We start from the raw sequence: 26343 nt of genomic DNA on the forward strand, positions 1-26343 counted from the left end.
AAAGAAAGGATGATGCCTATGACAAATGGCCTGAGTTTGGAAGAACTTATGAAAGAGGGAACATACCCGGAGGAATATACTGAAGGGGAAAACTGGAAAATATTACATGGAGATACATTAAAACTGGTCAAAGCATTCCAGCCGGGAATCTTTGATGCAGTTATTACCGATCCGCCGTATGCATCCGGTGGAACAAAACAGAATGAAAGAAATCGTACTACAAATCAGAAATACAGCAGTATGAGTGCTGCCAATGCACTTCCGGATTTCGATGGGGATAACAAAGACCAGAGATCTTGGACGCACTGGATGGCTGAATGGCTCTATGATGTGCGGAAAGCCTGCAAGAAAGGTGCTCCGATCTGTCTGTTCATTGACTGGCGTCAGTATCCATCGATTACCGATGCATTGCAGTGGGCAGGATGGATCTGGCGAGGAACAGCGGTGTGGGATAAGGGAAACTCCCGTCCACAGAAAGGCCGTTTCCGCCAGCAGGCTGAATATATTGTGTGGGGCAGAACCGAACGATGCCGATCAACCGTCCGGTATCTTGTCTGCCGGGCGTCTTCCGATATGGCAATCCGCAGAACCGGATTCATGTGACAGAGAAACCGTTGCAGCTTATGAAAGATGTTATCCAGATTTGTGAACCGAGAGGGCTGATCCTGGACCCGTTTGTCGGAGCAGGAACAACTGTCCTTGCAGCGGTTATGACAGGTTATCGTGCAGTGGGAATTGAGGTAACAGATGCCTACTACAAACTGGGAAGTGACAGAGTGAAAATTGCATTAGAAGCAGAGCAGAAAGAGGATGAAAAGTAGCCGGGATGTCCAATTGGACATCTTGTTTTTTATAGAGAAAATGAGTGGCATCCAACTGGATGCAGGAAGGAGATGGAGCGTATGGAACAGGCGCTGGCTTATGTGTGCTGTTCAGCAGAAGAAAGCCGGGTAAAAGTGCAGAAATATTGCAGAAAAATCTATGAACTTGGGTATGTACCAATCTGTCCGAGATTTGTATTCTCACCATTCTTGGAAGAGTCTGATGCAGAAGATATGCAGGGATATGGAAGAATGTCCCATATCCTTTTACGGAGATGCCGGATGGTAGTCGTATGTGGGAAAGAAGTGACAGGAACAATGAATACCGAAATCAGTATGGCAGACAGACTCCATATCATTTGTACGACACTTGATGGACTGGTACAGATAAAAGAATCAAAATAAATCAGAATCGAGTCAATCCGGTGCTACAGAAACTGGCGGTACTCGTTTTGCAAGCATAGCGTTTGGATATCCAAACGCACTTTGGGGAGAACCCCAATCCCCCGGACACAGACGGAAATGGAAAGGAAGGATCAAGTCATGTTAAGAAATGGAGTAATGATTGTAATCGCATTGATGAGCGGAGGATTTATAGGAGTGATAGTGACCTGTTGCATGGTTGCAGCGAAAAAATCCGATGAGGATCTTGGCGGTATGATGAAAGAGGAAGAGAAAAAAGAAGGGACGGTGATGCAATGCGAAAACGAAACCATGTGATCCCGGTACGGCTTAATGCAAGGGAAGTCAGGGAACTGAATGAGCAGGTCGAAAGAAGCGGTCTGAGCCGGGAAGAGTTTATGCGTTCGTTGATTTTAGGAGCGCAGGTTCATGCAAAACCCTGTGAGCATCATCCCGAATTGCTCCGAAAGATTGCAGGCTTATGCAACAATGCCAATCAGCTTGCACATGTTGCCAATGCTTCTGGTATGGCAAGCGAGCAGAGTATTCAGGAAATGCTGCGGCTTACCAAAGAAACATGGCATCTGGTAAAGGAAGAGTGGTAATGCCGGATGGCTTATACAAGTGTTATCCCCGTCCACCGCCTGGACCGTTCTATCGAATATGTGAAAGATAAAGAAAAAACCACACAGAAAGCGGACTCTCTGGAGGCTGCCATCGATTATGCCATGAATCGGACCAAGACGGAACAGGCGGTCTTCGAAGATACCATCGGATGTACCAATGAAAATGCGTATGAAGATATGCTGGCAACGAAAAAGAGATTCCATAAGATGGGCGGTGTAGAAGGATACCATCTGGTACAGAGTTTTGCAGAAGGTGAAGTGACACCGGAACTGGCACATCTCATCGGGCAGGAATTGGCAGACCGGCTCTTAAAAGGACAATTTGAAGTCGTCATAACAACACATCTTAATACCAGACACTATCACAATCATATTGTCTGGAATTCTGTAAGCATGGTGGACGGACATAAGTACCATAGTAATGCCAAGAGTTATTATACGGAGATCCGTAAGATTTCCGATGACCTGTGCAGAAAATATGGTCTGTCTATCATTGAATCCAATCAGAAAAAATCAATCCCTTATGTACAGTGGAAAGCAGAACAGGAAGGAAAGCCGACATGGAGAACGGCGATCCGTTTGGATATCAGGGAATCGGTACAGGAAAGCTACTCCTGGTCACAATTCCTAAAAGAGATGGAAAAGCGGGGTTATACATGGAAACTGAACAGGAAATACATTTCTTTAAAAGCTCCGGGAATGGAGCGGTATATTCGTCTGCGTTCCCTTGGAAAAAATTATTCTGAAGAGGAAATACGTGGGCAGATACTACAGCCCAAGGTGAAACGAGTCTATCAAAAGGCAGTACAGATTCATCCCAAAAAGAAACTGACCGGGATTCAGGCACTGTATTATTCCTATTTATATCAAATGGGGGTACTGCCAAAAAGACCGAAAAGGAGTCCATACGCTGTCAGAGAGGATATCCGGAAACTGGAACCGCAGGATTGAACAGATTGAATTTCTAATGAAACATGACATCATAACCAGAGAGCAGCTTGCCGCATACCGAGAGCCATTGCAAAAGCAGATTGCGGAACTTATGAAAGAACGCAGAAGATTGTATCGGAATGGGGGCAGCAAGACGGGGGAAGAACGATTGTCCGAAATCAATGAGGAATTGAAGCGACTCCGTAAGGAAGTTCGTATGACCGTTCAGATTGAGAAACATTCCTTGGAAATCGAAGCGAAACTTCAGAAAGCAGAAGAACAGAGCCAGAATGAAAAACGTGTGGAAGATAAAGAAAGAATGCAGAAGAGTCAGGAGGTGAGATAAGTATGAATTATGGAGCAGAACCGGCTGATCAGGTGGTGCGGTACAGTCTGGAAGGAATGGAATACTCTTTGAAGATTACCGGAAATGTGGCAAAGCACGTGGCAATCTTTATTGCGGCCGCATTAAAGGATCAGAAAAAGACAAGAGGGAAAACAAGGCTTACCAGAATGTTAAAGGAACAGCGCCCGATGAAATTTTTTACCGTTCCGGGTGACCGTTTAAAAGAATTTGCAAAAGAAGCCAAGGCGAGAGGTATCTTATATGTAGTCATCAAAGATAAGGTGAATCCGGACCAGACAGAGGTCATGGTATTTGCAGATGATGCCGCGAAGATGAACCGGGTATTAGACCGGATGAATCTGGATTTTGTAAAAGCAGAATCAGGTTCTATGGTTACAGAAGCAGTGGAAAAAGAGACTGCACCGGAAAAGACAGAAAACCAGATGGAAAAAGAATCAAGGGAGAATGTACGGACAGAGACCGTTGTCCTGCCGGAAGGCAAGATAGAATTTGAACTGGACGATGCGGAAGAAATGTTCCAGATCGGGGATGAGGCTTTCCCGGAAGGAAATTTTACACAGGCGCAGGAAGGGGAAGAAAAGAATCCATCCGAACCTTTCTCGCGCAACAGAAATACTTCTTCCGATCGGGAAACTAGCTGGAAAGAAAAGAATGAAAAACCATCTGTGCGGAAAGAACTCGGAGATATCCGCAAGGAGCAGGAAGAGAAACGTAAACGGCCGGACAGACGGAAAAATGCCAGAGAGAGCAGGAAGAAACGCAAGAATATGAAAACGAAAGGCAGGTAATGTATATGGATTTAACAGATATGATTTCAGGTGGAACGGAAGAACAGCCGATTCCTGAACAGAAATTGACGAAAGAAGAATATGCAGCCAAAAAACAGCAGGAAAGAGAAGAGGTATGGGCTGAAGTAGATTCACAGGCACAGGGAGTTTTTCAGGATGGAGAAAAACTGAAAGGTTTTCTGGATTTTATGGCAGAGTGTAATACACAGAGAACACCGAATCTGCTTTTGATCTATGGACAGCATCCGGATTTTAAGGTGGTAAGGTCTTATGAACGCTGGAGAGAAGAACACCGTTCGGTAAAAGCAGGGGAGCATGGCATTACTTATATGATTTCCACTGAATATGAAAAAGATGGAGAAATGCGGAGAGGGTATACGATCGGAAAAGGATTTGACATCAGCCAGATGACAGGGAAGCCATTGGAAGAACGCCCTCAGCGAAGCCTGACAGAACTGGTAGGAGCTGCCTTAAAAGACCAGTCGGTACGTGTGCAGATTGAGGATAATCTGCCAGACAAAGTGCAGGCCCAGTACAATCCAAGATATCGTACCATCTATATCCGCAACGGAATGAGTGAAGTAACGACATTCCATGCACTGAACAGAGAACTGGCGTGTGCAGCGATGGATCAGCATACCGGAACCTACAGCCGACAGAAAGTCAGCGCACAGGCTTATTGTGCTGCCTATGTGATTGCGAAACGTTATGGTGTAGATGTTACCGGATTCAATCTGGAGTATATTGCACAGAGGAATGAATGTGGAAAGAAAGATCCGCAGGAACTGAGAGACTTTTTAAATGATGTCCGTCAGGCTTCCTACAGTATCCGAAACCATATCGAACGCAATTTTGGTGCAAAGGAACAGGAGTATGTAACCGATGAGTTCGCAATCGGAGACCCTGTAAAAACACCGGAAACCAAGGATGAAAAAGCATCCGGAAAAGAGAAAAAAGCAAAGAACCAGCCGGAACGATAAAAGTGAAAAAGTTGGACGGTTGGAGTAGCTATTACGGAGGTCTTGTGATATGGTTGGTGTAACAAAAAAAGGAGGTCAGCCAGATGACAAAATACTATTTGAAGATGGATAACATTATGAAAAATATGTTCGTGGTGGCACTGAATGATGAGCTGCAGGCACAGAATGAGCAGGACGAATGTTTGGAAGAAACGAAAGCTCTTCTGAAAAAAGTAAGTGAATACGACCTCGCCCAGAAACGGCTGCAGATTACAGCCGGGGAACAGAGGCAGATCCGTAAGGCACTGAACAGACTCAGAAGTAAATATCTTGCAGCCGGAAGATACAGTGACGGAATAGATAAAGTCATCCTTCAGGTTGCAAAACCGAATACCACCAGACACATGTTCTGGTAGAGAAAGGAGTGGTTGATTGGTCATTTATTCAAGAGAAAAAGTGGCACGACTTAGAGAACAGTATCCGGCAGGAACAAGAATCTGTCTGGATTCGATGGACGGAGAAGCGGATATGCCGCAGGGACTGGAAGGAACTGTGCAGTATGTGGATGATGCGGGTCAGCTCGGCATCAGTTGGGACAACGGCAGAAGTCTCTCACTGATACCGGGAGTGGATTCCTTTCATAAGAAAGAAGGACAGGGACATCCAGAAGAAAAGCCACGAAAGAAAAGAGAATCTGACTTGCAGAGATAAGTACAAAAAAGCAGGACTGGGTTCTGTATCTTGTCTTTCTGCCATTTGTCTGGTGGGCGGCAGCGATTACCGCTTGTGCCATTGCACCGGATAAGAATTTTATTCAAATCTTAGAAATGCTGAGCGAAAAACTCGAACAGCCGTTTTTTATCACGTATACACCGTATACGTTCAAATGTATTCTGATATTCACAGCAGCCTATTTCTTAGGCATTGGTATTTATGAATCCCAAAAAAGAAATTATAGAAGAGGTGTGGAACATGGTTCCGCAAAATGGGGCAACGTGTCCGAAATCTGCAGACGTTACTGCGAAAAACAATACACGCAGAATCTGCTTTTAACACAGCATTTCCGTATGGGACTGGACGGCTATAAGCACAAACGAAACCTAAATGTGCTGGTAGTCGGAGGTTCAGGAGCTGGAAAGAGCCGGACGTATGCAATCCCAAACATCATGCAGTGCAACTGTTCGATGGTGATTACTGATCCCAAGGCAGAACTTTTGCGTAAAACCGGAGGTGTTCTGGAACGGAATGGATATGAAGTCCGGGTTTTTGATTTGATCAATCCGGAGACTTCCTGGTGTTATAATCCGTTTGCGTATGTCCGGGATGATAAGGATGTACTGAAGCTGATCAATAACCTGATCCGCAACACAACACCGAAGGGAGCGCAGAGTTCAGACCCGTTCTGGGAGAAGTCCGAGACTGCACTTTTACAGGCACTTATGCTGTATTTGCTGCATGAGGCTCCACCGGAAGAACAGAACTTTCCGATGATCATGGAAATGCTTGGAAGCGCTCAGGTCAAAGAAGATGATGAGGATTACCAGTCCCCATTGGACATTTTGTTTGAAAGACTGGAAATGCGGGACCCGGAGAGTATTGCGGTCAAGCAGTATGCCATTTATAAGCAGGCGGCCGGCAAGACTGCGAAATCTATTTTGATTTCTGTTGGTGTCCGTCTGGCAGCGTTCAATCTGAAACAGATCGCCAATCTGACCTGTACAGACGAACTGGACTTATACAGTATCGGGGAGAAAAAAGTGGCACTGTTTTGCTGTATTCCAGATGCGGACACCAGTATGAATTATCTGGTCGGCATGATTTACAGCAATCTGTTTCAGACACTGTATTATGTGGCAGACCGGAAGTACGGAGGAAGGCTTCCGATTCCGGTACACTGTATTATGGATGAATGGCCAAACGTAGCCTTGCCGGATGATTTTGACAAGATTCTGGCAACCATGCGTTCCAGAGGGATTTCCTGCAGTATCATCATCCAGAACATCGCACAGATGAAAGCCTTGTTTAAAGACTCGTATGAGAGCCTTATCGGTAACTGCGATGAATTTTTATATCTGGGTGGAAATGAAAAAGAAGGACATAAGTATGTCTCGGAATTATTGGGAAAAGAGACATTGGATACCAATACCTACGGACAGACAAAAGGGCGTAGCGGCAGCTATTCGGTGAATTATCAGCAGACTGGAAGGGAACTTTTAACACCGGATGAAATACGGCTTTTAGATAACCGCAAAGCGATTTTGTTTATTCGTGGGGAGCGTCCGATCATGGACGATAAATATGATTTAAAAAAGCATGTGAATTTCAGATACACAGAGGACGGTGGTGCATCGCCTTATGATTATGCGAAAATACCACTGGCTCACGACGACCTAAAGATTGACATTAACAGATTAGACGACTACGAACTGCTGTCTACCGAGGACATTCTTGGTGAATAGCAGTTTTTTGATGGATGGGAGTGATGTGTATTGAAGAAATTTCTCACAGGAGAAAAGAATAGAACAAAAAAGAATACAACTGAAAAAATGACAACCCCGATGCCGATGGGGAGAAAACAGAAAAAGTGGATGAGTCTTTATATGGCACTGGTACTGACCGTAACGGTCGGAGCAACGACCGCATTCGCAGCCGGAGATCCGCTGTCCGTTATCAATAACCTGTCTACTTTTATTTTTTCCCTGATTCGTGCGATCGGTTTGATTTTGCTTGGATTTGGTGTTGTGCAGGTTGGTCTGTCTTTAAAAAGCCATGATCCAAGCCAGAGGGCAAATGGATTTCTGACACTGGCCGGAGGGGTAATTATTACGTTCGCCAAAGAAATCCTGGATCTGATTATGGCGTAAGCCTCTTTGAAAAAGTATATCAGGAGACAGCAGGAGTGCCGGAAGGTACTCCTGCATTCAAAAATATGTTCAGGGAGGTGAGAGTTTTTGAGTGATAACTGGATTGTACAGAATCTAAACTCAGCACTATCCACATGGAGTGAAAAGATGGCAGAACTGTGGACTCTGCTGACTGAAAATCCGGCAACTTTTAAGGGTGGCGGCATCTGGCGGATTATGACCAATATCAATGATACACTGACAGCCATTGCCTATGGATTACTGGTGTTATTTTTTGCAGCCGGAATCATAAAAACGTGTGGCAGTTTTACAGATCTGAAAAAGCCGGAACATGTGCTAAAAGCATTTATCCGGTTTGCACTTGCTCAGGGAGCAATTACATACGGGATGGAACTTATGCAGGCACTGTTTTCCATTGTGCAGGGAATCGTGACAACCGTAATGAGTGGCTCCAGTATGGCAGGAAGCGTGACGGAACTGCCAACGGAGATTGTAGATAAGATTGAGAGCGTGGGAATGCTGGAATCCATTCCGTTGTGGATTGTCACACTGCTTGGCAGTCTGCTGATTACTGTATTGTCATTTGTAATGATTCTGACAGTGTATGGCAGAATGTTCAAAATCTATATGTATACAGCAATCGCCCCGATTCCGATTTCCTCGTTTGCAGGAGAACCCACGCAGTCCATCGGAAAGAACTTTATCCGTTCATATATAGGCGTGTGTCTGGAAGGGGCAATTATTGCACTGGCGTGTATTATCTTTTCTGCTTATGCGGCAAGTCCTCCGGCAGTCGGAGATACGGAGCTGAGTGCAGTTACAATCGTGTGGAACTATGTAGGAGAGCTGGTATTCAATTTACTGGTGCTGGTTGGAGCAATTAAGGCATCTGACCGTATTGTCAGAGAAATGATGGGACTTGGAGGTTAAAAATATGGATACAAAGAAAACATTAAGATATAACTGGGAATTCGGACGTGAGACAGTAGCGATACGAGTGAGCTCTTATCGGAACAATGGAAATTTATATGTAGGACTCTGCCATAAGGAAGGGAGAGACTGGGAAGATTTTGGAGATGTAACCATTAATCTGCCCTATCAGTTCTTAGAGCCAAATGAGGCTTTTATAACAGGAGATTTTACCAAGGATATGCTTCATTTTATCAAGGAACATAAACTTGGAAAAGTGTTGAATGAAACAGGAAGATCAGGATATGCAACCTATCAGAAGGTAGCGTTTGATCTAGCAAGACTTGCGGAATTTGATCCGGAAGGCGTTGCGGAACACTGTAGATTTGCTGGGATAGAAGTACCGAAAGAAAAACCACAGAAAACGAAGAAACAAAACAGGGGAGAGGAACGATAATTTATGGAAGTAAAGATGAACAAAGAAATCAGGGACTATCAGGAATCCATGTTTATGGGACTGGACCTGAGACAATGTGTGTGTTCTGTTCTTGCGATTCTTACAGCAATCGGAATTTACTTTGGAATGCGTGATATTACCGGACAGGAAATAACCGGATGGCTGTGTGTGCTTGGTGCTGCTCCATTTGCTGCCTGTGGCTTCTTCAAATATCATGGTATGACAGCCGAACAGTTTTTATGGGCAGTGATCAAATCCGAATTGCTGTATCCGAAGAAACTGGTGTTTCAGTCGGAAGATATCTACTACTCCTGCATGCAGGAGACCATCTCGCTGGGAGAAAAGAATCAAAAGGATGGAGCGGAAATCATAAAAGAGCGGGAGCAAAAAGCAGAAGCAAAACAGAGAAAGAAACGCAAGGGAAGGAGTGATGCCTTTGATTAAAACCTTAAGTCAGGCACTTCGGATGGATAAGGAACGCTTCAAAGTTCCGAAATCCGTCCAACAGGCAATTCCCATCCAGCGAATCTGGCCGGATGGAATTTTTCAACAGGGAACGAAATTCTCAAAAACATATCGTTTTACAGATATCAACTATTATATTGCGAGTAAGGACAATAAGACAGAAATGTTTCTGGATTATTCCGAACTCTTAAATTCACTGGATTCCGGTATTTCTGCCAAAATTACCATCAATAACCGGAGAATCAATAAAGAAGAATTTGAAAAATCAATCCTGCTTCCAATGAAGGAAGATGGACTGGACCACTATCGGGAAGAATACAACGAAATGCTCCTGTCTAAGATTACAGGAACAAACAACAGCATCTATCAGGAACGGTATCTGACTGTCAGTGTACATAAAAGATCGATTGATGATGCAAGAACCTATTTTGCACGTATCGGAACAGACATCGTAACACATCTGGCAAAGTTATCATCCACAGCAGAAGGACTGGACGCAGAGAGCCGGCTCCAGATTTTCAGGGACTTCTTTAAGGGAGATGTCCCACAGGCATTTCCGTTTGATCTGAAACAATTTGCCAAGAAGGGAACAAGTTTCAAGGACTGGATGTGTCCGGATTCTATGGAATTTGAACGTGACCATTTTAAAATCGGTGACAGGTACGGAAGAGTCCTGTATATGCAGGATTATGCAAGTTATGTCAAAGATGACATGATTTCAGAACTGTGTGACTTCAGCCGGAATCTGATGTTGTCGATTGACATCCTGCCAGTCCCTACGGATGAAGCAGTAAGGGAAATCCAGAACCGACTGCTTGGTGTGGAAACCAACGTGACCAACTGGCAGAGAAGGCAGAACGCAAACAATAACTTTTCAGCTATCGTCCCATACGATATGGAGTTGCAGAGGAAAGAAACGAAAGAAATGCTGGATGATCTGACAACCAGAGACCAGCGGATGATGTTTGGAATTCTGACGATGGTACATCTGGCAGACAGTAAAAAGCAACTGGATTCCGATACAGAACTGCTCCTGTCGGTGGCAAGAAAGCATCTGTGCCAGATGTCAACATTAAAGTGGCAGCAAGTGGACGGACTCAATACAGTGCTTCCTTACGGACTGCGAAAGCTCAATGCGCTGCGTACACTGACAACGGAATCAACGGCTGTTTTAATCCCGTTCCATACACAGGAAATCCTGCAGCCGGGAGGTATCTATTATGGGCAGAATGCAGTCAGCAAGAACCTTCTGGTAGCCGACCGGAAGAAACTGATGAATGGAAACAGTTTCCGGTTGGGCGTCAGTGGATCAGGAAAGAGCTTTTCGGCAAAAGAAGAGATTGTGCATCTGGCATTGAGTACCGATGACGATATCCTGATTCTTGATCCGGAGTCCGAATTCACAAAATTAGTAGAGGCTCTTGGTGGACAGGTTGTAAAAGTATCTGCGACATCAGACAATCACCTGAATGCAATGGATATGGACGCAGCCTACGGCAATGAAAAGAATCCACTGATTGAAAAATCGGAGTTTATCCTGTCTGTGTTCGAACAGTTGGTTGGAGCAGGAAATCTGTCAGCAAAAGAAAAGTCAATCCTGGATCGCTGTGCTGCAGATGTGTACCGGGATTATATCCGAAGTGGTTATACCGGAGAAGTTCCGACATTGAAAGATATGTACCGACAGCTGATGTTACAGCCGGAAGAAGAGGCAAGAGGACTGGCATTATCATCCGAACTTTTTATCAATGGAAGCCTGAACACCTTTGCACAGCCGACCAATGTGAATAAGAAGAACAGGATCATGGATTATGATATCCGGGAACTGGGGGAACAGCTGATGCCACTGGGAATGCTGGTTACCTTAGACAGTATTTTCAACAGGGTAATTCAGAACTGGAAAGAAGGAAAAACGACATGGATATTTGCCGATGAGTTTTATTTGTTATTTCGCTATGAATACAGTGCAAATTTCTTCTACCGACTGTACAAGAGAATCAGAAAATACAATGGATTCGTGACAGGTTTAACCCAAAATGTTGAGGAACTTCTGAAATCGGACACTGCAAGACTGATGTTGGCAAACAGTGAGTTTTTGATTCTTTTGAATCAGGCAAGTACAGACAGGGAAGAACTGGCAACTCTTTTGAATATTTCCGAAAACCAACTGTCCTATATTACAAATGTATCGGTCGGCAGTGGTCTGATCCGTTGCTCTGGGAATATCGTACCATTTGAGAATACATTTCCAAAGAATACAGACCTTTATAAACTAATGACAACAAAACCGGGAGAATCATAATGAAGAAAAAAGAAGAAGTAACGATAACTTTTTATGCTGCAGAGTGCGGTGAGTTCCATGATTTAGGAGAATATACAAAATGCAGAACGCTGGAAGAGGCATATAAAAAGTACCAGAAGTATTGTAGAACATCTGCCAATATGTGTCCGGCTATTGAGTTTTCTATCCATGATCCAGAATCAATTTATTCAGACATGGAATATCCATTACCGTTGTCATCAAAAGACAGGGGGGATTTGGAACTTGTGCCATATTACAACGAGCATCCACTGGCAAATGAAGCAATCAGACAGTTGGAGCAGTTGCAGAAACAGCAGGAAAAAAAGAAACATCGGGATGTTGCCCGATGAGATAAGAGATACGGAAAGAGGGTGACCGGATGAGAGATATCAAGGAACGGGTAAGGGATAAGAATCCGAAGATTCGAAATCCGGCTGCCCGGCTTCCGAAAGAGCTGGTTCGCCAGACGGTACTGGAGGCAAAAGAAAAGCCAAGGGAACTACATGAGAAAAGCAGTGGGCAGTCAGACTCCCCAACACAATATGGAACTGAAAAAATAGAATCCGTACAGTACAGGGCGGCGAGTGTGGCAGGAAGAACCATAGGAAAAACCACATATCGAGGTGGAAAAAAACTTGCCGGAGTGACCTACAGGAAGATAAAGGAAAGAAAAAGCAGACAGGAAGAAGCGAAAGCCGCTGAAGAAGCAATGGAGCAGGGGGCAGAAAGCGGAAAAAAATTAATCAAGCTGAAACCGGAGCAGGCGGCACTTGCCAAGGAGAATGGTAAACGGCAGGTGAAAGCAGCACCGAGAGTGGTAAAAGTATCCGGTCTGTCTCAGGAGAAAATAAAGACACAGGCATCCATGCAGAAACAGCAGGTGGAAAAGAGCCTTCAGGCGATGCAGAAAGCAAGAGTAGTCCAGATGGCAAGAAAATCGGCACAGGCATCGGCAGAAAGTGGAAAAGCAGTCTTTCAGGTAACTGGAAAGGGTTCAAAGTTATCCGTACAGGGAATTACAGCAGCGATTCAAAAAGGGGTAGTAGCTCTTGAAAAAATGGGAAAATGGATTGCTGCCGGAGGTGGTGCATTTCTTCTGGTATTTATTCTGATTGTGGGAATCATTGCAGGAGCAGCTTTCAGCAGTAGTTCGGAAAGCTCCGAATCCCTAAGTGAAGAAGTGCTTGCGTATACTTCTGTGATACAGCAGTATGCATCCCAATACGGCATTCCGGAATATGTGTCTGCGATACAGGCCATCATGATGCAGGAATCTGGAGGCAGGGGAACAGACCCGATGCAGTGTTCGGAAAGTCCATATAATACAAGATTCCCACACACTCCTGGTTCTATTACTGATCCGGATTATTCGATAGAGGTTGGAGTACAGACCTTTGCAGACTGTATCAGACAGGCAGGATGCAGCAGTCCACAGGATCTGGACAAGCTGAAACTTGCATGGCAGGGATATAACTATGGAAATGGCTACATAGGATGGGCATTGCAAAGAGGCGGTTATACAGAAGCCAATGCATTGCAGTTTTCACAGGAACAGGCAGCTTCGCATGGATGGAGCAGTTACGGAGATCCCCAATACGTTCCCCATGTGATGCGGTATTATTCCGGTGGCAGCCTGTTTGCTGGTTTGTTTGGTAATCAGCAGATTGTGTCGGTTGCAATGGGGCAGCTTGGAAACAGTGGCGGTCAGAAGTTCTGGAGCTGGTACGGATTTGACAGTCGGGTAGAATGGTGTGCCTGTTTTGTAAGCTGGTGTGCGGATCAGAGCGGTCTGATTGCAAGTGGGAATGTTCCTAAATTCTCATTGTGCAGTGATGGAGTGTCCTGGTTTCAGGGAAAGAATAAGTGGCAGAGTGGCGGAACAACTCCGACAGCTGGAATGATCATCTTTTTTGACTGGGATCATGATGGAACATCGGATCATGTAGGAATAGTAGAAAAGTGTGAAGGTGGAAGAGTTTACACGATTGAGGGAAATTCCAGTGATCAGGTACGGCAGAGAAATTATGCAGTAGATTACAGTTCTATAATGGGATATGGGGTGATAAATTGATGGTTTCTTTCATAATTTGTTAAGGATTTTATAAGGGAGTTAATGAATCCTTTGGAAAATAGTCACAAAATAGGCACAGTTGATTGATAAATTGTTATTGTAACTTTTAGTGATAGACATATAAAGAGTTAGAAATCTTTATAATTGACTTGAATTAGGAGGTAGTGAATATGAGTGATCAGAATGTAAAAGCAGCACAAAAATATTTAAATGCGATGTTTGGTGGACATAAGGATTGGGTAAAACTGGATGAAGATGGAAAGACCGGAACAGCCGTGATGCAGGGAATCATTCGTGCATTTCAGATTCAGAATGGAATCTCAACGATTACAGGAACGGTTGGACCACTTACTATTAATACCATGAAGAAGTTAGCCATTATTACAAAAATGGATCCGAATGATACTCCGCAGGTTAATGTATGCTTGATTCAGTGTGCTCTGTTTTGCAAAGGATATGCTGCTGGAGGAATTACTGGAATTTATTATACATCAGGAGTAAATGCAGTTAAAAAGATGCAGGAAAATGCAGGACTGGAAGTTACGGGCAAAATTGATTGGAAAGTTTGGTCTGGATTGTTATCCCTAAACTGGTTTACAAAGGTTTCTGGTGGGGATTCCAATATTGTTCTTATTCAACAGCAATTAAATAGTGACTGGTCAGATGTTATTGGTGTTGGACCTTGTGATGGAATTGCCTCAAGACAGACAATTTTGTCTTTAGTTGGTGCATTGCAGGCGGCTGAAGGAGTTACAACTGAATTAATTACAGATTTGAATTCAGTTAATTTTGGCGATGCAACAACAAATGCGTTTCCGGGTACATTACAGAACGGACAGAACTCGACGAAATATGTTCCATTTAATAAGATTGCTCAATACGGACTATATTTTAACGGATATAATCCGGGAAGATTCGATGGCGTGTTTGATTCGACTACAGAGTCAAAGGTGTCAGAATTTCAGGAGTTTTATGGTCTGACAGGAATTGGACTTGTAACAAAAGGAAAAGTAAATGTTTCTACTATGAAATCATTGCTTACGAGTAAAGGCGATACAAACAGGGCAGCAAAAGCGTGTGACTGTGCAACAGTATTAAATAAACAACAGGCATTAGATATAAAAAATGCAGGGTATACTCATGTAGGACGTTATCTGACAGGTTCTGTTGGAAAAGAACATACACCGAAATATTTGACATCAACAGAAGTGAAAAACATTGAAAATGCAGGATTATCGGTATTCCCGATATATCAGGATGGAGGATATGAATTAAACTATTTTAAGGATCCGTCCCAGGGAAGTGTTGATGCACAGACAGCAATTTTAGCAGCCGAGAGAATCGGTATACCAAGTGGAACGACTATATACTTTGCAGTGGATTTTGATTGTTATTCATATCAGATTGATACATTTATTATACCTTATTTTGAACAGATTCACATGATCTTTTTCAGTTCGACAAATGATAAAAATTATAAAGTCGGCATTTATGCACCAAGATATGTATGTACTAAAGTTTATGAAGCAGGATTGGCAAGTAAATCATTTGTGGCAGATATGTCAACTGGATTTAGCTGTAATTTGGGATATTCGATGCCGAAGAACTGGGCATTTGATCAATTTTGTGAGTTGAACTCATTTTCTTCATCACCTTCGTTCCCACTGGATAAAGATGCATATTCAGGGAGAGATACTGGATTTAAAAAGTTCGATGCCGTATCGACAAAAACAGATGAGGAAATAGCGCAAGAAAATCTTCGGGCAAAGGTAAAAATAGCACGAAATCAATATGTCTATAATGTAATGGAGCCGCTTGGTTATCTGAATAAAATTATGGATGTGGGTGTGGAGTATGATAAGGAAATTTCACTGGGAACAATGATGAGTCCTCAAGGAGCAATTGATATTTCTACTAAAATATCCACATCGCTTGAAAGTTCAACTGGTAAAATTTATAATATAAAAGTGGATATAGGAAATGATGGAGAATTGACACAAACTTGCAAAAATCAAATTATGGAGATTTCATCAAATTTATCAGATACAGGTATAGAGGGAGCAGATAACTTTGGAAATACGATAGAAAAAATTGCTTTATCGGTTAAATCTGGTAATATTGCTTTTGAAATAAATAATGTTTTTGCCAATAGTGTAGAGTTTTCCATTGTATTTAGTACATCAGATTTGCTGCCAGAAGAGGAAAAAGAGTGGACAATATCGGTTGCTTTGATTTTTACAATGACATTAAATTCTAATAGTGGTCTTGAATTTAATGTTGTAGAATTCACAAAAGAGCATAGTAATATACTGGCAGGAGCCGTAATATTAGTTCTTGCGGGTGCATTAGTTGTAAATGCAATTCCGTCAATTATTGCTTTATTTTCAGCTGGAGCAGGTACTGTTTTTGGTTTGTTGATTCAAGCGCTGTAAATTGTAAAAGAATAAAAGAGACAATGGCCAGAGGTTCGATTTTATAAAGAGGACCTCTGGCAAAAGGGGGATTAAGAAGAATGCATATTAAATCAATTGTGTCAGATGAGGATAGGGAAGAATTAGAAAGAATGCTTTCGCTTGGGTTTATAATTCCTAATCAATTATTTAAAACAAGACAGAAAAGTAGAATGATTATCTATATTTTTACACCTGTAGAATTTTTACTGTCGATTAATTGTTATCTGTCGGAAAGTTATTTGATGTTTGGAATAGGGATTGGAACTTGTGTGGCTTGTGTGGCTTGGATTATTTGGTATCAAATGATTGGTAAAAATTTTGAAAAAAATGTTCATGAATTTGTCTGGGGTAGATCAGGATATGAAACGGTGGATATCGATGAAAACGCAATTAAAATAGATGAAGATCAAATTTATGAATTTAAAAATATTGATAGAATGTTCTTATATAAAAACTTCTTTTTTTTCATAACAAATGAAAAGAAAATATTTATATTTAAAACGACAGATATGGAGTCGGATGAACTTATAAAAATTATTAAAACAACAGGGATTTTATTTGAAAAAAAAGAAAAACCATTTAATATTTATAAGTATTGTAAAAAAGGAAAAAGTTTTTAAAAATAAGCAGAGGATGGTGGATTTATCATCCTTTTAGAGAAGAGCATGTATTTTAAAGGGAATCTGGTTTTGCAGGTTCCCTTTTTGCCATCAAAAACGTTGATGTTTTATCAAATGACGCTAAAAATAAAAAGAATAATGCAGGGGGTGACATTATTAGTTATCGCTGTAATATTTGGATAAAATATAAATAAAACATAAAAAATATAAATAAATTATAAAATGGCGACAGTTTTTTCTTGTTCAAGTGTTTATTATATAGAGGACAAAATAAGACAGCAAAGGAAGTGGTGCTGTTGCATCGGAAAAATGACACAAAATTAGTGATGTCCATTCGGGAAAAGAATTGAAGGGGATTCTTTTCCCCATTTGTCGTGTTACGAAAGACTGAGGGTAAGAAAATATGCTAGAACTTGCAATCTGTGATGATGACATCATCCTATGTAATTGGTTAGAACAGAAGCTGCTCCATTATGGGAAAGCGAATGACTGTCAGATATCTATAGAAATATACTATTCTGCGGAGCAGCTTCTTAACAGGCTGGAAGAAGAATCCTACGATATGTTATTCCTTGATATTTGTCTGGAACATGAGAATGGAATTGATATCGGAACGGAGATACGAAAGAAAAATTATGGAAAAGAACTGCGGATTACCTATATTTCAACATATCAGGAATATGCTATGAAATTATTCCGTATTCATCCATTTGATTTTCTTGTAAAGCCAATCCGAGAGGAAGAACTTTTCCGGGTGATAGGTGAATTACGGGAACTGTTAAAAGAACGGAAGAAAATATTTGAATATACGGATACAAAAGGAATCCACAAGATTTCTTATGACAAGATCCTGTATTTTTATAGTCTGGGAAAAAGAGTACATATCGTGACATCGGAAAAAGAATATGAATATCGAGGAAAATTAAAGGATGTAGCGGATGTAACAGAAGAATATTTCTTACTGATTCACAAGTCCTATCTCATCAATATGGAACACGTGGAGCATTACGAATATGACAACGTGGTTATGAAAGACAAGACACGTCTCAGTATCAGTAAAGCAAATCGCAAGAAGGTCAGGGAAAGACTATTACAAACGGAGAAGAAAAGATTATGAATATCCATTTGATCACTTATCTGACAAGTAAATTATTCTGGATTTATACTGTGTTCCGTTACAATACCATCCTGTATCCAAAAAATGAGGATACACAAAAGCTATTTGCATATTTTTGTGCATATCTGCTTTCATGCTGGGGAAGCATGCAGTGGGGAACGATGTACGGAGATCTGATCTTTGAGCTGATAGCTCTGTTAATTATAACAGTGGCATATCAGGCAGACTGGCAACATCATGTCTGGAATACACTTATGGTATATATTATGGGAATTTTATGTGATGGGATTCCAATCGTGTTCTTTCAACGGTATGCGGTAGCAAGAAATCCGGTGCATCATCACATGGGACCGGGAACTATTGTAATGGGAAATTTTATATTCTTTTTACTGGAAGTCATTATTGAAAGAAAAGTAGGTGTAAAGAGAAGTTATTATATAAAGAACCGTCATTGGCTTGCTATGCTTTCTGTCCCGGTGATCAGCATTATAGTCTGTATCAGGATATTGCTGCCAGACAGAAGAGGTGTGCGGTCTACGATTGTATTATTCTTACTGTTTATCAATGTGTTTATTTTCTATCTGCACGATGAGGTTCAGAAAAGTTATATTGAAACAGCAAAACAGGAAGAGATGAAAATTCAGATGAGCCAGTATGCAAAAGAACTGGAGATGATGATGAAATCACAGGACAGGCTGAATAAGATACATCATGATTACAAGCACCATCTTACAACAATAGGGGCAATGGCAAAAACGGGAGGAAATGAAGAGATTCTATCGTATCTGAAACAAATGGAGAATATAGCCGGAACAGCCTTATGTCATCATTTATATACAGAAAACCGTAATATGAATAATCTGCTGAATTATATTTTGGAAGATTCGAAATCAGTAATTGAAAATCCGGAGATTTCTGTAGAAATACCGAATCATATAGGGGAAGAATTATTTGATATAAGTATAATAGTGGGAAATCTTATGGATAATGCTATTCGTGGGACAGCAGCTTCAGATGAAAGGAGATTATCGTTTCAGATGTATTATGGAAAAGGAATCATGAATATCCAGATTGAGAATAGCATAAAAGATACACCAAAAGTGCGGAATGGAATTTATCTGACAACGAAAAGCAGGAAAGAAGGACATGGAATAGGATTACAAAATGTGAAACTCGTAGTAGAAAAATATCATGGTCAGATGGAGATCTGCCATACGGAGAAATCCTTTCAAGTGAAAATATTATTATATATGAAATTAGATGAAAAATAGTAAGGCGATGGTGTCTTACTATTTTTTTCGACCGATTTCGTCTATTTTTGCCACCTCAAGGGGCATTTTTACCATTTATGAAAATTTTGTGATTTTTTAGATTAATGTAGCAACGGAGACAAGAGAGGATGGAAAGACAGCCTCTTATACTTATAATGAGCAGAATAAGCTGACCAGTGCAACTGGATATAACGGAGCAACGGTTACTTACAGTTATGACGGTAATGGAAATATGGTCACATCTACAAAACCGGATGGAACAGCCATTACCTATACTTACGATGACAAACATCGTATGGTATCCCAGACAGACGGCAGAGGTGTCACAACAACGTATTCGTATGACGGACCGAACATGACCGGATATGTGGATGGAAATGGAGCAGCATGGGGATTCACGTATGACGCGATGAATCGTGCAGTTACCATGACAGATCCACTTGGAAATGTAACCTCGAACAGTTACGATGCGAATGGCAATCTGACTTCCAAGACAGCAGCCGATGGCGGTGTGACCGCTTATACGCTGGATGGTGTGGGAAATATTACAGCAAGTACTGACGCACTGGGGAATACCACCACTTATACTTATGATAAGATGTACAACATGACCAGTGGTACAGATCCGAAAGGAAATCAGATCAGCTACGTTTATGATAAGAATTATCAGCAGGTCAAAGCAACCGATGCAAAAGGAAATACAATTACTTATAAGTATGACAGCATGGGACGTGTCATAGAAGAGAGTAATAAAGATTTTGGAACAAAGCTCTATGAATATGACAAAGCAGGAAATCTGAAAAAATATACCGATGGAAATGGAAATGCAACCGTATCCAAGTTTGATTCTCTTGGACAGGTGCTTCAGTCCAAAGATGCAGTTGGTAATATAACCAAATATGAATATGACGCATTAGGAAATGAAACCAAGATTACTTATGGAGATGGAAGCAGCCATTCCAAGGAATATGATAACTGCGGAAGACTCGCTAAAGAGACAGATGAATTAGGTGCAGTTACCACTTATACTTATGATGCGGCAGACAATCTGGTATCAAAATCAGATGACAGTGGAAGAACCTGGACTTATACCTACGATAATACAGGAAACCGCTTAAGTGAAACCAACCCAGAAGGTGGAACTACCACATATACTTATGATAAAGCAGGAAATCTGGTATCTTCTACCGATGAAGAGGGAAGAACAGATACTTATGCTTACGACAAGGCAGGAAATCTGACTACATCCAAAGATGCCCTTGGATATACCGTATCCATGAAGTATGACTTAAATGGAAATCTGGTATCCTCTACCGATGAAAATGGAAATACCAGTACCATGACTTACGATGGTAATGGAAACATGACATCGGTAAGCGATGCAAAGGGCAACATTACAGCAATGAAATATGATTCCACCGACAATCTGGAACAGACGGTGGATGCCCTGAAAGGAAAGACCACTTACGAATACGATTCACAGGGCAACAGCACAAAGATGACAGATGCCCTCGGCAATGCGTATAGTTATGTGTATGATAAAGAGGGAAATAACACATCCATAATACTGCCGACAGGGGACAAGGTGCTGATGGAGTACGATGCCATCGGACAGCTTGTAAAATGTACGGATGCACAGGGACTCGTAATTACCTATCAATATGACGGAGCAGGCAACCTGATCCATTCCTCCGACAATGGTGGAAACAGTATGGATTATACTTATGATGGTGCCGGAAATGTACTGACACAGACCGATGAACTCGGCCGGACAGCAACCTATCAGTACGATCAGTATGGCAGACTCCTGAAACTTACTGAAGCAGACGGAAGTACCACATCTTATGGGTATGATGTTATGGACCGTATTACAGCGGTAACGGATGCAGAAGGACATAGAACCACCTTTACTTACGATAAAGTTGGCAACCAGTTATCTATGACAGAAGAAGACGAAGCCACTTACCAGTACGCATATGATAAGAAAGACCGGGTGATCTCCCAGACAAATCCTCTCGGAGCATCTAGTACCTTTAAATATGACGGAAATGATAATGTGACGGAAGCGGCGGATGAAAACGGTACAGTCACCAAATATGCTTACGATAAAAACGATAATCTCGTATCCCAGACCGATGGAAATGGAAATACGACAACCTACCAGTATGATGAACTGGACCGCAAAATTGGAGAGACATCTCCATTAAAAGAAACCAATGAATACCGCTATGATGCCATTGGTAATCTTACCAAATCGAAAGATCCGATGGGACTTATTACGGAATACAAATATGACAGCTTAAGTAATCTGACAGAACAGATTTCTCCAAAGGGAGCAGTTACCAAATATGATTACGACAAGCATGGCAATGTCATTTCTGTAACGGATGCAAAGGGAAATGAGACACAGTACAGTGTTGACCTGAATGACAATGTCACAAAGATGACACAGGCGAATGGCGGAGAGTATACCTACAGTTATGATAAAGCCGGACGTCTGAAGAGTATGACCAGTCCACTGGGTTATACTAAAAATTTCTCTTATGATAAAGTGGACAATGTGGTAAAAGAAAGCGACAGCTTAAAGAGTACCACCACTTATACTTACGATAAGCTCCATAACATGAAGTCTTCTACCAATGCACTGGATGGAACAACCAGCTTTTCTTATGATAAGTATGGCAATCTGGTGAAGGAGACAGATCCACTTGGACGGAGCAATACCTACAGTTATGACATGGCAGGCCAGATGACTTCTGCAGCTGATCCGCTTGGTAAGATAACTGCTTATACTTACGACCCGGCAGGAAATATTACTGAGATCACCAAACCGGGTGGAAGAAAGACCAGCTATGGATATGATAAGAATTATAATGTTACATCTGTAACAGACCCGATGGGCTATGTTGCAAAGACAGTCTACGATAAAGACAACCGTGTAACAGAAGAGACCGATGCACTGGGGCAGAAGGAATCCTATACCTATGATAAGGACAGCAGGGTAACTTCTATTACAGACAAGCGTGGATTCACAACGGGATTTGATTACGATGCACATGGTAATATTCAGGTTGTTACAGATAAGACCGGATTAAAGAGCCATCTGGAATATGACAAGAATGACAATCTGACAAAAGTAACCGATGCCCTTGGCGGTGTAACAACTTACGGTTACGACAACATGGATAACCTGGTGACCTTCACCAATGCAGCAAATAAGACAACGAATTATACTTATGATTTGGAAGGCAACCTGACATCCATCAAAGATCCGGCAGGAAGAACAGAGAAATTCGACTATGATGAAAAAGGCAGACTGACCGGACATACACAGGCAAGCGGCAAGAAAACCACGTATGATTACGACAAACTGAATGACCTGTTGGAGAAATCATATCAGGACGCAAAAGGCGAGAAATCCGAAAAGGACGTGACCTACGCATATAACAGCGCCGGGGAACGGGTATCCATGAAGGATCAGACTGGTAAGAGCAGTTACGAATACGATGCGCTCGGAAGAATCACAAAAGTAACAAGCGGTTCGAAAAAAGATGTCAGCTACGTCTATGATGATGCAGATAATCTGCAGGCAATCGTATACCCGGATGGTACAAAGGTCAGCTATGAATATGACTTAAATGATAATCTGGTAAAACTGACAGACCGTAATGGAAAAGTAACCACCTACAAGCATGATGCACTGAATCGTGTGACAGAAGTCATTAGAAGCAATGGAACAAAGACGGAAGTATCTTACGATGCAGAAGATCATATCACAAAGATTGTGAATACCTGTGGTTCCTGCGGCAAGGTAATCAGCACTTATGAGTACAAGTACAATGATCAGGGATATGTAGTCAGCGAGACAGCGACCGAACTGGAAGCCGGAACAAGAAAGGCACCAAGCTGGGAAGACTGGTACAACTGGGGCGACACACAGAAAGAGACAGACAAAGCAGACTGTGAGCATCAGGAAAAAGAGATCCAGACGACTCGTACCTATGAATACGATGACAACTGGGAACTGACGCGCTGTACAGAAAAAGCAGAGGGCGGTAAAAAGACAGTCCATAATTATACTTATGACAAGATTGGAAACCGGACCTCTTACGAGAAGATCGAAGATGGTGTCAGCAAAGCAAAATATAACTACAAGTACAACGATTCCAACCAGCTCATCAAACGCACGAATGCAAAAATCTGGGGCGATCCGGGAACAACCTACAGCTATGATAAAGATGGCAATCTGATCCAGGAATGTGATAAGACAAACAGTGCAGATCCGGTCACTTATGAATACACAGCTGAGAATCGACTGGCAGTCGTAAAACAGGGTGGAACAGTCCTGATGGCAGCCATGTATGATGGAGATAACAACCGGGTATTCGAACTGGATAACACCTATAAATGGGAAGACTGCTATGGCGATGAAGTCCTGATCCCGGAGAACCAGCGTACAGAAGATGGTGACAGTCCGAAAGAACAGCTTGCATCTCTGGTAAAAGGTGGTTCAAATGCTAAAGGTTATACACTGACAGAGTATATCAACGATATCAATCGTGAAAATACAGAAGTCCTTGCAGAGTATGGATCAGACGAGAAAGTACGTCAGGCTTATACTTATGGAGAAAGTGGAATCGGAGAACGGGTAAGCGTTGATAAATCGAAAGAAAGCAGTTATTATTTATATGACGGAAGAAACAGCGTGACCGGAATCCTGACCGAAACAGCTAATCTGACGAACAGCTATCAGTATGATCCATACGGAAACCTTACATCAGGAACCGCAGATGGAGTCAATTATTATGGCTACAACGGGGAGTCCACAAATGTAAAAACAGGACTTCAGTATCTGCGGGCAAGATACTATGACGCAGAGAACGGAACCTTTACAACTGAAGATAGTGACCTTGGAACGACAGAAAATCCATTAACCAGAAATCGCTATGACTATACGACCAATAATCCGTTGAATTACAGTGATCCAACAGGACATTCATTATGGAGCAGGATTAAGAGTACAGCTAAAAAAGCAGCAAAAGCAGTCAAGAGTGTCGGCAAGAAAATCGTTAATACTGCAAAAAAGGTAGTCAAAACAGTAGTAAATACAGCTAAGAAAGCGGCAAAAACTATTGTTAATGCAGTAAAGGGTGCAGCAAAAACTGTAAAAAATGCGGTTACACATCCAAAAAAGACATATCAATCTGTGCGGAGTAGCGTGACGAATTCATACCGAAAAGTTGTATCAAGAGGTAGCAGTTTTGTCTGTTCGGTAAGTAATGGTGTTCAGAAAATTGGAAAAACTTATACATCTTTTAAATCCTATGTTTCAGAACGAACATCAGAAATTCGTTCTGAAGTAGTACGCCACATGTGTACCACAACGAATCGTATTACAGATCAGTTGGGCAAAGTAAACTGGAAAAATGTAGCGATTGGTGTAACAGCAATGGTAGTGTCCGGTGTTGTGGTTGCGGCAACAGGCGGTTTAGCAACTGGAGCAGTTCTGGCAGCATTGCCAGCAATGGGTGGATTAGGAACTGCGATGGTTTCAGGAGCTGTAGCAGGTGCAATTGGTGGTGCTTCTTATGGAGCAATAAGTTCTGGATTGTCAGGAAATAGTTTGAAGCAAGTTGCAAAAGATACCTTAACAGGCGGATTAACAGGAGCAATATCTGGAGGTGTTTTGGGTGGTCTTACTTATGGCGCCGGTAAAGCACTTAGTGCAGTGAAGGACTTGGTAAAAGGAAAATCTAGTTCAACTAAGCCGGGGCATATCACTGAAATGGCTACAAAAAAACTGGATTATACAAGTGAAAATGAAGCACCTTTATTAACACAAACAGATCAATCTTCCGCTTCAAAGGTTACCGCAAGAAATAATTCCGCTTCTATATCGGACAATAATATTGAGTCAGTGGCTGCGGGGAATAATACTACTAAGTCGACTACAGCATCAAAACAAGGAAATAATGTAAAAACAGCTACTACGAATACCGCTGAAAATAATGCTGAAGCAACATCGGGATACTATAAAGATAATAATGGTAGATGGCATAGGAAAAATGGACAGTTTGCATCAAATGAAGAGGTTGGCATACCATCTAAGAAAACAAGTGCTAGTCATAATCATGGAAACTCTTTGGAAGATACAAGAACAAATTATGGATATGCATTAGTGGATAAAGATACTAATGAAATATTAAAATTTGGTGAAACATTGAATCCTGAAAAAAGATATTCTCAAAAGTATCTAAATGAAAATAATGCGGTGATGAAAGTTATAGAAAGTGGAAGTAAGCGAGATATTCATATGTGGCAATATGATATGAACAAATATTATGAATCAAAGTATGGAGAATTTCCACCATTATTAAAAAGTAAGGGATGGTGATGAAATAATAAATAAAAGTTTAATTAATGAAATTGTTTAGGTAGTTGGTAATGAATATAGAAGGAGGTTATAAGAAATGGAATTGAATATTAATTCGCCATCATATTTTACAAAACAATATGGGGTTATCGATGAAATCTACAGCATGTGCAGAGGTATATCAAAACATGTTGAAAATAAGCAGTACAGTGATCTTGTAGATATAGTTGGTATAACACCAATTATAGCACCTAAAGATATTATAGAACAGGGCCTTTTTAAACAAGAAAAGAAGTGTGATATAAAATATGGTTTTGCATCGGTTAGTCTCTGGATTGATTATGATGAATACTTAAAAGCTGATATAACGGATAAACAGATTATGATAGTAAAAAATATATTAGCATCCATAAAAACGATATCTCGAAAAGCAAAAATAGATTATAAACAGTTTTGTGAGGATATATTTCAATATTGCAAGCTGATAAATCTTCCGATAGAATCAAATTTAAAAGTATAAATTAGTCAGTGGAGGTGAGAGGCATTGT

21 protein-coding genes and 2 pseudogenes are annotated in these 26343 nt (G+C 41.5%); all 23 read left to right on the forward strand.

What is annotated here, in order from left to right; all coding sequences use genetic code 11:
- Positions 1–18: 18 nt before the first annotated feature.
- The 23 genes and pseudogenes from ACH9UM_RS01765 to ACH9UM_RS01875 all read left to right on the forward strand — a co-directional run bounded on the left by ACH9UM_RS01765 (position 19) and on the right by ACH9UM_RS01875 (position 26315).
- Positions 19–821 (forward strand): annotated as a pseudogene (locus ACH9UM_RS01765) (DNA-methyltransferase).
- A gap of 81 nt (positions 822–902) precedes the next feature.
- Complete coding sequence (locus tag ACH9UM_RS01770; protein ID WP_015513330.1) at positions 903–1226, forward strand: hypothetical protein; 324 nt, start codon at positions 903–905, stop codon at positions 1224–1226.
- A 138-nt stretch (positions 1227–1364) separates the two neighbouring features.
- Complete coding sequence (locus ACH9UM_RS01775) at positions 1365–1541, forward strand: DUF3789 domain-containing protein (protein ID WP_015513331.1); 177 nt, start codon at positions 1365–1367, stop codon at positions 1539–1541.
- Complete coding sequence (locus ACH9UM_RS01780) at positions 1520–1828, forward strand: plasmid mobilization protein (RefSeq protein ID WP_015513332.1); 309 nt, start codon at positions 1520–1522, stop codon at positions 1826–1828. The genes ACH9UM_RS01775 and ACH9UM_RS01780 overlap by 22 nt, the downstream gene beginning before the upstream one ends.
- 6 nt (positions 1829–1834) lie before the next feature.
- A pseudogene (locus ACH9UM_RS01785) lies at positions 1835–3125 on the forward strand (relaxase/mobilization nuclease domain-containing protein).
- A gap of 2 nt (positions 3126–3127) precedes the next feature.
- Positions 3128–3934, forward strand: a complete 807-nt coding sequence (locus ACH9UM_RS01790; protein WP_117550166.1) for a PcfB family protein — start codon at positions 3128–3130, stop codon at positions 3932–3934.
- A gap of 5 nt (positions 3935–3939) precedes the next feature.
- A complete protein-coding gene (locus ACH9UM_RS01795; RefSeq protein ID WP_215686502.1) occupies positions 3940–4914 on the forward strand; it encodes an ArdC family protein in 975 nt (324 codons plus the stop codon).
- Between the two features lie 83 nt (positions 4915–4997).
- Positions 4998–5309, forward strand: a complete 312-nt coding sequence (locus ACH9UM_RS01800) for a hypothetical protein (RefSeq protein ID WP_023923439.1) — start codon at positions 4998–5000, stop codon at positions 5307–5309.
- A 40-nt stretch (positions 5310–5349) separates the two neighbouring features.
- A complete protein-coding gene (locus ACH9UM_RS01805; protein ID WP_318299347.1) occupies positions 5350–5604 on the forward strand; it encodes a DUF4314 domain-containing protein in 255 nt (84 codons plus the stop codon).
- On the forward strand, positions 5601–7352 hold the full coding sequence (locus ACH9UM_RS01810) for a VirD4-like conjugal transfer protein, CD1115 family (protein WP_400092391.1): 1752 nt from the start codon (positions 5601–5603) through the stop codon (positions 7350–7352). The genes ACH9UM_RS01805 and ACH9UM_RS01810 overlap by 4 nt, the downstream gene beginning before the upstream one ends.
- An 87-nt stretch (positions 7353–7439) precedes the next feature.
- Positions 7440–7757, forward strand: coding sequence for a hypothetical protein (locus ACH9UM_RS01815; RefSeq protein WP_006426976.1), 318 nt, complete (start codon positions 7440–7442; stop codon positions 7755–7757).
- Between the two features lie 87 nt (positions 7758–7844).
- Positions 7845–8687: a hypothetical protein gene (locus ACH9UM_RS01820; RefSeq protein WP_172676580.1), complete on the forward strand. Its 843-nt coding sequence runs from the start codon at positions 7845–7847 to the stop codon at positions 8685–8687.
- A gap of 4 nt (positions 8688–8691) precedes the next feature.
- The gene (locus ACH9UM_RS01825; RefSeq protein ID WP_055215240.1) at positions 8692–9123 is read left to right on the forward strand and encodes a DUF4313 domain-containing protein; all 432 of its coding nucleotides are present in this window, start codon (positions 8692–8694) and stop codon (positions 9121–9123) included.
- A 3-nt stretch (positions 9124–9126) separates the two neighbouring features.
- On the forward strand, positions 9127–9567 hold the full coding sequence (locus tag ACH9UM_RS01830; RefSeq protein WP_023923453.1) for a PrgI family protein: 441 nt from the start codon (positions 9127–9129) through the stop codon (positions 9565–9567).
- Positions 9554–11890 carry a VirB4-like conjugal transfer ATPase, CD1110 family gene (locus tag ACH9UM_RS01835; protein WP_117538059.1) on the forward strand — a complete coding sequence of 779 codons (2337 nt, stop codon included), beginning with the start codon at positions 9554–9556 and terminating at the stop codon, positions 11888–11890. The genes ACH9UM_RS01830 and ACH9UM_RS01835 overlap by 14 nt, the downstream gene beginning before the upstream one ends.
- Positions 11890–12240 (forward strand): hypothetical protein, encoded by a 351-nt coding sequence (locus ACH9UM_RS01840; RefSeq protein WP_015513338.1) that lies wholly within the window; start codon positions 11890–11892, stop codon positions 12238–12240. Before ACH9UM_RS01835 ends, ACH9UM_RS01840 begins: the two co-directional genes overlap by 1 nt.
- Before the next feature lie 29 nt (positions 12241–12269).
- Positions 12270–13961, forward strand: coding sequence for a lysozyme family protein (locus ACH9UM_RS01845; RefSeq protein WP_015513339.1), 1692 nt, complete (start codon positions 12270–12272; stop codon positions 13959–13961).
- A gap of 170 nt (positions 13962–14131) precedes the next feature.
- Positions 14132–16393: a glycoside hydrolase domain-containing protein gene (locus ACH9UM_RS01850; protein ID WP_007884642.1), complete on the forward strand. Its 2262-nt coding sequence runs from the start codon at positions 14132–14134 to the stop codon at positions 16391–16393.
- A gap of 80 nt (positions 16394–16473) precedes the next feature.
- Entirely contained in the window at positions 16474–17034 is a 561-nt protein-coding gene (locus ACH9UM_RS01855; protein ID WP_006426967.1) for a hypothetical protein, read from the forward strand.
- A 403-nt stretch (positions 17035–17437) separates the two neighbouring features.
- Complete coding sequence (locus tag ACH9UM_RS01860) at positions 17438–18151, forward strand: LytTR family DNA-binding domain-containing protein (RefSeq protein ID WP_015513340.1); 714 nt, start codon at positions 17438–17440, stop codon at positions 18149–18151.
- The gene (locus ACH9UM_RS01865) at positions 18148–19422 is read left to right on the forward strand and encodes a sensor histidine kinase (RefSeq protein ID WP_055215245.1); all 1275 of its coding nucleotides are present in this window, start codon (positions 18148–18150) and stop codon (positions 19420–19422) included. Before ACH9UM_RS01860 ends, ACH9UM_RS01865 begins: the two co-directional genes overlap by 4 nt.
- A 100-nt stretch (positions 19423–19522) precedes the next feature.
- Complete coding sequence (locus ACH9UM_RS01870; protein ID WP_400092395.1) at positions 19523–25816, forward strand: RHS repeat-associated core domain-containing protein; 6294 nt, start codon at positions 19523–19525, stop codon at positions 25814–25816.
- 76 nt (positions 25817–25892) lie between these two features.
- The gene (locus ACH9UM_RS01875) at positions 25893–26315 is read left to right on the forward strand and encodes an Imm44 family immunity protein (RefSeq protein ID WP_015513343.1); all 423 of its coding nucleotides are present in this window, start codon (positions 25893–25895) and stop codon (positions 26313–26315) included.
- Positions 26316–26343: the final 28 nt, after the last annotated feature.

It is taken from the genome of Mediterraneibacter torques (assembly GCF_044591705.1).
In the GTDB taxonomy this organism is placed as follows: domain Bacteria; phylum Bacillota; class Clostridia; order Lachnospirales; family Lachnospiraceae; genus Mediterraneibacter; species Mediterraneibacter torques.

Bases quoted from the DNA above. Each gene is read 5' to 3' on its own strand.
- ACH9UM_RS01770 (WP_015513330.1), top strand. From the start codon at position 903: ATGGAACAGGCGCTGGCTTATGTGTGCTGTTCAGCAGAAGAAAGCCGG.
- ACH9UM_RS01775 (WP_015513331.1), top strand. From the start codon at position 1,365: ATGTTAAGAAATGGAGTAATGATTGTAATCGCATTGATGAGCGGAGGA.
- ACH9UM_RS01780 (WP_015513332.1), top strand. From the start codon at position 1,520: ATGCGAAAACGAAACCATGTGATCCCGGTACGGCTTAATGCAAGGGAA.
- ACH9UM_RS01790 (WP_117550166.1), top strand. From the start codon at position 3,128: ATGAATTATGGAGCAGAACCGGCTGATCAGGTGGTGCGGTACAGTCTG.
- ACH9UM_RS01795 (WP_215686502.1), top strand. From the start codon at position 3,940: ATGGATTTAACAGATATGATTTCAGGTGGAACGGAAGAACAGCCGATT.
- ACH9UM_RS01800 (WP_023923439.1), top strand. From the start codon at position 4,998: ATGACAAAATACTATTTGAAGATGGATAACATTATGAAAAATATGTTC.
- ACH9UM_RS01815 (WP_006426976.1), top strand. From the start codon at position 7,440: ATGACAACCCCGATGCCGATGGGGAGAAAACAGAAAAAGTGGATGAGT.
- ACH9UM_RS01825 (WP_055215240.1), top strand. From the start codon at position 8,692: ATGGATACAAAGAAAACATTAAGATATAACTGGGAATTCGGACGTGAG.
- ACH9UM_RS01830 (WP_023923453.1), top strand. From the start codon at position 9,127: ATGGAAGTAAAGATGAACAAAGAAATCAGGGACTATCAGGAATCCATG.
- ACH9UM_RS01835 (WP_117538059.1), top strand. From the start codon at position 9,554: ATGCCTTTGATTAAAACCTTAAGTCAGGCACTTCGGATGGATAAGGAA.
- ACH9UM_RS01840 (WP_015513338.1), top strand. From the start codon at position 11,890: ATGAAGAAAAAAGAAGAAGTAACGATAACTTTTTATGCTGCAGAGTGC.
- ACH9UM_RS01845 (WP_015513339.1), top strand. From the start codon at position 12,270: ATGAGAGATATCAAGGAACGGGTAAGGGATAAGAATCCGAAGATTCGA.
- ACH9UM_RS01850 (WP_007884642.1), top strand. From the start codon at position 14,132: ATGAGTGATCAGAATGTAAAAGCAGCACAAAAATATTTAAATGCGATG.
- ACH9UM_RS01855 (WP_006426967.1), top strand. From the start codon at position 16,474: ATGCATATTAAATCAATTGTGTCAGATGAGGATAGGGAAGAATTAGAA.
- ACH9UM_RS01860 (WP_015513340.1), top strand. From the start codon at position 17,438: ATGCTAGAACTTGCAATCTGTGATGATGACATCATCCTATGTAATTGG.
- ACH9UM_RS01865 (WP_055215245.1), top strand. From the start codon at position 18,148: ATGAATATCCATTTGATCACTTATCTGACAAGTAAATTATTCTGGATT.
- ACH9UM_RS01875 (WP_015513343.1), top strand. From the start codon at position 25,893: ATGGAATTGAATATTAATTCGCCATCATATTTTACAAAACAATATGGG.